Source organism: Flintibacter sp. HCN-6482 (genome assembly GCF_037892565.1).
Taxonomy (GTDB): Bacteria; Bacillota; Clostridia; order Oscillospirales; family Oscillospiraceae; genus Lawsonibacter; species Lawsonibacter aceti.
This window is the reverse complement of record NZ_JBBKBK010000007.1, coordinates 1-5,707: the sequence shown is the minus strand read 5'-3', so window position 1 is coordinate 5,707 and position 5,707 is coordinate 1. Positions and strand designations below refer to the sequence as shown.

The 5,707-nt window shown below is 52.1% G+C and carries 1 protein-coding gene, 4 tRNA genes and 2 rRNA genes; all 7 read left to right on the top strand.

Annotated elements, in window-relative coordinates:
• On the top strand, positions 1 to 206 hold a 206-nt coding region (locus WKS99_RS13350), incomplete at its 5' end, for a hypothetical protein (protein ID WP_207722007.1).
• A 328-nt stretch (positions 207 to 534) separates the two neighbouring features.
• A 16S ribosomal RNA gene (locus tag WKS99_RS13345) occupies positions 535 to 2,065 on the top strand.
• A 123-nt stretch (positions 2,066 to 2,188) separates the two neighbouring features.
• A tRNA-Ile gene (locus tag WKS99_RS13340) sits at positions 2,189 to 2,265 on the top strand.
• 25 nt (positions 2,266 to 2,290) lie between these two features.
• A tRNA-Ala gene (locus tag WKS99_RS13335) sits at positions 2,291 to 2,366 on the top strand.
• A gap of 257 nt (positions 2,367 to 2,623) precedes the next feature.
• A 23S ribosomal RNA gene (locus WKS99_RS13330) occupies positions 2,624 to 5,466 on the top strand.
• The 16S and 23S rRNA genes sit together here with 4 tRNA genes alongside, the layout of an rRNA operon.
• Positions 5,467 to 5,553: 87 nt before the next feature.
• Positions 5,554 to 5,629, top strand: a tRNA-Lys gene (locus tag WKS99_RS13325).
• 3 nt (positions 5,630 to 5,632) lie between these two features.
• Positions 5,633 to 5,707, top strand: a tRNA-Glu gene (locus tag WKS99_RS13320).

Below are 5,707 nucleotides of genomic sequence, written 5' to 3'. Positions count from 1 at the left end.
GGAGGGGAAGATATAGTGTAGGTAAGGAGGGGATAAAAAAAGGGGAAAAAAGTGGGAAAAAAGTGTTGACAAGGGAGGAAGTGTTTGCTAATATAAGCAAGCGCTCTGCGGCAGGGGCAAGCCCTGCGGGGGAGCGGAGGGAGCCACACGAGGCGGTCCAGGGGACAGACGAAAAAAGTTTGAAACTGGCGAAAAAAAGTGCTTGACAAAGGCAATGAAGTGTGGTAACCTAATCAAGCTGTCCGCGAGGGCAGCAGCAAGCCACTAAGGGAGCGGCGAATGAGGGAACAAAAGAGTTTGAAAAAGCTCGAAAAAAGTTCTTGACAAAGCGAACTGAATGTGGTAAGATAAAAACCCGCCGCACGGAGCGGCGTGTACCTTGTAAATTAAACAACGTGACAAACGAAAAGCACCAGATATGGATTTGGTTGTTCGAAGACAAGCGAAGCTTGAAACGGATGACCGTAAATTTCTTTGAAGCTTGGAAAAGTTTCAATAATATGATTTGAGGGACTTCGGTTCTTTAAATACCATTTTATTGAGAGTTTGATCCTGGCTCAGGATGAACGCTGGCGGCGTGCTTAACACATGCAAGTCGAACGGAGTGCTCATGACAGAGGATTCGTCCAATGGAGTGAGTTACTTAGTGGCGGACGGGTGAGTAACGCGTGAGTAACCTGCCTTGGAGTGGGGAATAACAGGTGGAAACATCTGCTAATACCGCATGATGCAGTTGGGTCGCATGGCTCTGACTGCCAAAGATTTATCGCTCTGAGATGGACTCGCGTCTGATTAGCTGGTTGGCGGGGTAACGGCCCACCAAGGCGACGATCAGTAGCCGGACTGAGAGGTTGGCCGGCCACATTGGGACTGAGACACGGCCCAGACTCCTACGGGAGGCAGCAGTGGGGAATATTGGGCAATGGGCGCAAGCCTGACCCAGCAACGCCGCGTGAAGGAAGAAGGCTTTCGGGTTGTAAACTTCTTTTCTCAGGGACGAAGCAAGTGACGGTACCTGAGGAATAAGCCACGGCTAACTACGTGCCAGCAGCCGCGGTAATACGTAGGTGGCGAGCGTTATCCGGATTTACTGGGTGTAAAGGGCGTGTAGGCGGGACTGCAAGTCAGATGTGAAAACCATGGGCTCAACCTGTGGCCTGCATTTGAAACTGTAGTTCTTGAGTACTGGAGAGGCAGACGGAATTCCTAGTGTAGCGGTGAAATGCGTAGATATTAGGAGGAACACCAGTGGCGAAGGCGGTCTGCTGGACAGCAACTGACGCTGAGGCGCGAAAGCGTGGGGAGCAAACAGGATTAGATACCCTGGTAGTCCACGCTGTAAACGATGGATACTAGGTGTGGGGGGTCTGACCCCCTCCGTGCCGCAGTTAACACAATAAGTATCCCACCTGGGGAGTACGATCGCAAGGTTGAAACTCAAAGGAATTGACGGGGGCCCGCACAAGCGGTGGAGTATGTGGTTTAATTCGAAGCAACGCGAAGAACCTTACCAGGGCTTGACATCCCGGTGACCGGTGTAGAGATACACCTTCTTCTTCGGAAGCGCCGGTGACAGGTGGTGCATGGTTGTCGTCAGCTCGTGTCGTGAGATGTTGGGTTAAGTCCCGCAACGAGCGCAACCCTTATTGTTAGTTGCTACGCAAGAGCACTCTAGCGAGACTGCCGTTGACAAAACGGAGGAAGGTGGGGACGACGTCAAATCATCATGCCCCTTATGTCCTGGGCCACACACGTACTACAATGGTGGTCAACAGAGGGAAGCAAGACCGCGAGGTGGAGCAAACCCCTAAAAGCCATCCCAGTTCGGATTGCAGGCTGCAACTCGCCTGTATGAAGTTGGAATCGCTAGTAATCGCGGATCAGCATGCCGCGGTGAATACGTTCCCGGGCCTTGTACACACCGCCCGTCACACCATGAGAGTCGGGAACACCCGAAGTCCGTAGCCTAACCGCAAGGGGGGCGCGGCCGAAGGTGGGTTCGATAATTGGGGTGAAGTCGTAACAAGGTAGCCGTATCGGAAGGTGCGGCTGGATCACCTCCTTTCTAAGGAGAGTTCAAAAGCCGATAGGTTTTTGTAACGTCCTAAGGTCAGACGTCTGTGCAAAGTAGGGGTCACGTTGTTTAATTTAGAGGGCGCACGCCGTAAGGGGAGCGGTGGGGGCTCACGGGCCCATAGCTCAGCTGGCTAGAGCGCACGACTGATAATCGTGAGGTCGGTGGTTCGAGTCCACTTGGGCCCACCACCAAAAGCTGAGGGCACCCGGATAAGGGGGTTTAGCTCAGTTGGTAGAGCACCTGCTTTGCAAGCAGGGGGTCACCGGTTCGAGTCCGATAACCTCCACCACAAGATCAAATCGAAGTGTTTACCCAAGAGGGTGAGCATTTCGATCTGACCTTGAAAAGGGTCGGAGAACTGCACCTTGAAAACTGAACAGTGAAGCAAGCAAGAAATTGCGAGCAAGCAACAGAGAGGTAACAAAGTAAAATTTGTGGACTTTTTAAGGAATTAAAAGGGTAACAAATACTACAATGAAACTGAATCTGAGGCCTGCATAATTCTTATAGAACCAAGAGAACAGCTTGAAAAGGTTGTTCTACGAAGGTCAAGCTAATAAGAGCGCAAGGGGAATGCCTTGGCATCAAGAGCCGATGAAGGACGTGACAAGCTGCGATAAGCCTGGGGGAGCTGCACATAAGCGTTATATCCCAGGATTTCCGAATGGGGAAACCCGGCAGAGCAATACTCTGTCAGCCTGCGTTGAATCAAATAGGCGTAGGCGGGGAACCGCCTGAACTGAAACATCTAAGTAGGGCGAGGAAGAGAAATCAACAGAGATTCCGCAAGTAGTGGCGAGCGAACGCGGAAGAGGGCAAACCGAAGGATTTATCCTTCGGGGTTGTGGACTGACACAACGGATTGATAGGCTAGCTGAACGGTATGGGAAGGCCGACCACAGCGGGTGATAGTCCCGTAAGCGAAAGCTGAGTCGATTTAGTCAGAATCCAGAGTACCGCAGGACACGTGAAACCCTGTGGGAAACTGGGGGGACCACCCTCCAACCCTAAATACTACTTGATGACCGATAGAGGAGCAGTACCGTGAGGGAAAGGTGAAAAGGACCCCGGGAGGGGAGTGAAAGAGAACCTGAAACCTTGTGCTTACAAGCACTCAAAGCACGTTAAAGTGTGATGAGGTACTTTTTGTAGAACGGTCCGGCGAGTTATTGTACGTGGCAAGCTTAAGGTGTTCAGCACCGGAGGCGAAGCGAGAGCGAGTCTGAATAGGGCGTATAAAGTCGCGTGCAATAGACCCGAAACCAGGTGACCTATCCATGAGCAGGTTGAAGTGGGGGTAAAACCCCATGGAGGACCGAACCGACCCCCGTTGCAATGGTGGCGGATGACTTGTGGATAGCGGAGAAATTCTAATCGAACTTGGAGATAGCTGGTTCTCCCCGAAATAGCTTTAGGGCTAGCGTTAGTTTAGATTACCGGAGGTAAAGCACTGAATGGGCTAGGGGCTGATAAAGTTACTGAACCCTATCAAACTCTGAATGCCGGATAATTGATGACTAGCAGTCAGACTACGTGAGATAAGTCTCGTGGTCAAAAGGGAAACAGCCCAGACCCACAGCTAAGGTCCCAAATATACGCTAAGTGGAAAACGATGTGGAGTTGCGAAAACAACCAGGATGTTGGCTTAGAAGCAGCCACTCATTAAAAGAGTGCGTAATAGCTCACTGGTCGAGTGACTCTGCGCGGAAAATGTAACGGGGCTAAGCGTATAACCGAAGCTTGGGATTGCATCTAATGCAGTGGTAGGGGAGCGTCGAATAAGGGGTGAAGTCGTAGCGGAAGCAGCGGTGGACTTTATTCGAGTGAGAATGCCGGAATGAGTAGCGAGAATTATGTGGGAATCATAATGGCCGAAAATCTAAGGTTTCTTGGGGAAGGTTCGTCCGCCCAAGGTAAGCCGGGAGCTAAGGCGAGGCCGAAAGGCGTAGTCGATGCACATACGGTTGAAATTCCGTAGCCACCGAAACTTAAACCAGAAGGACACTTGGAGCTATCCGAACCCGGGCGTTGGTTGACCCGGGCGAAAGGGACCGAAATCAAGTAGGGAAGTCGGAGAATAACGAGGCGAGAAAAGTTCTGGTGTATGCTAAGGTGCCCGTACCGCAAACCGACACAGGTAGATGAGGAGAGAATCCTAAGGCCAACGGGAGAAGGGTTGTTAAGGAACTCGGCAAAATTACCCCGTAACTTCGGGATAAGGGGAGCTCCCTAAGGGGAGCCGCAGAGAATAGGCCCAAGCGACTGTTTACCAAAAACACAGGTCTATGCTAAATCGAAAGATGACGTATATGGGCTGACGCCTGCCCGGTGCTGGAAGGTTAAGAGGAGAGCTTAGCGCAAGCGAAGGTTTGAATTGAAGCCCCAGTAAACGGCGGCCGTAACTATAACGGTCCTAAGGTAGCGAAATTCCTTGTCAGGTAAGTTCTGACCCGCACGAATGGCGTAACGATTTGGGCGCTGTCTCAACAGCCCACCCGGCGAAATTGTAGTACCGGTGAAGATGCCGGTTACCCGCAACTAGACGGAAAGACCCCATGGAGCTTTACTGTAGCTTAATACTGAGGATTGGTAAATCATGTACAGGATAGGTGGGAGGCTTGGAAGCTTGGGCGTCAGCTCAGGTGGAGCCACCCTTGGGATACCACCCTTGATTTACTGGTTTTCTAACCTGCGGCCGTGAATCCGGTCGGGGGACACTGTTAGGTGGGCAGTTTGACTGGGGCGGTCGCCTCCTAAAAGGTAACGGAGGCGCTCAAAGGTTCGTTCAGCACGGACGGAAATCGTGCATTGAGTGTAAACGCATAAACGAGCCTAACTGCGACACCGACGGGTGGAGCAGTAACGAAAGTTGGAGTTAGTGATCCGGCGGTATGCAAGTGGAAGTGCCGTCGCTCAACGGATAAAAGCTACCCTGGGGATAACAGGCTGATCTCCCCCAAGCGTCCACAGCGACGGGGAGGTTTGGCACCTCGATGTCGGCTCGTCACATCCTGGGGCTGAATTCGGTCCCAAGGGTTCGGCTGTTCGCCGATTAAAGTGGCACGCGAGCTGGGTTCAGAACGTCGTGAGACAGTTCGGTCCCTATCTGTTGCGGGCGTAAGAGATTTGAAGGGAGCTGTCCTTAGTACGAGAGGACCGGGATGGACAGACCTCTGGTGCACCAGTTGTCCTGCCAAGGGCACAGCTGGGTAGCTACGTCTGGACGAGATAAACGCTGAAAGCATCTAAGCGTGAAACTCCCCCTAAGATTAGATCTCTCATCCTTTATGGAGTAAGGCTCGACGTAGACTATGTCGTTGATAGGTCGGAGGTGTAAGCACTGTGAGGTGTTGAGCTGACCGATACTAATAAGCCGAGGGCTTGACCTAAAAGGTTAAGAATAGAATGCAGGCGCTTGTAAGCAAGGAATGCGGCTTCACTGTTCGGTTTTCAGGGTGCAGGCAAAAGCGCAAAATGCGCCTTTAGCTCAGTTGGTAGAGCAACTGACTCTTAATCAGTGGGTCCCGGGTTCGAATCCCTGAAGGCGCACCACACGGCCCGTTGGTCAAGCGGTTAAGACGGCGGCCTCTCACGCCGCAAACATGGGTTCGATTCCCGTACGGGTCACCA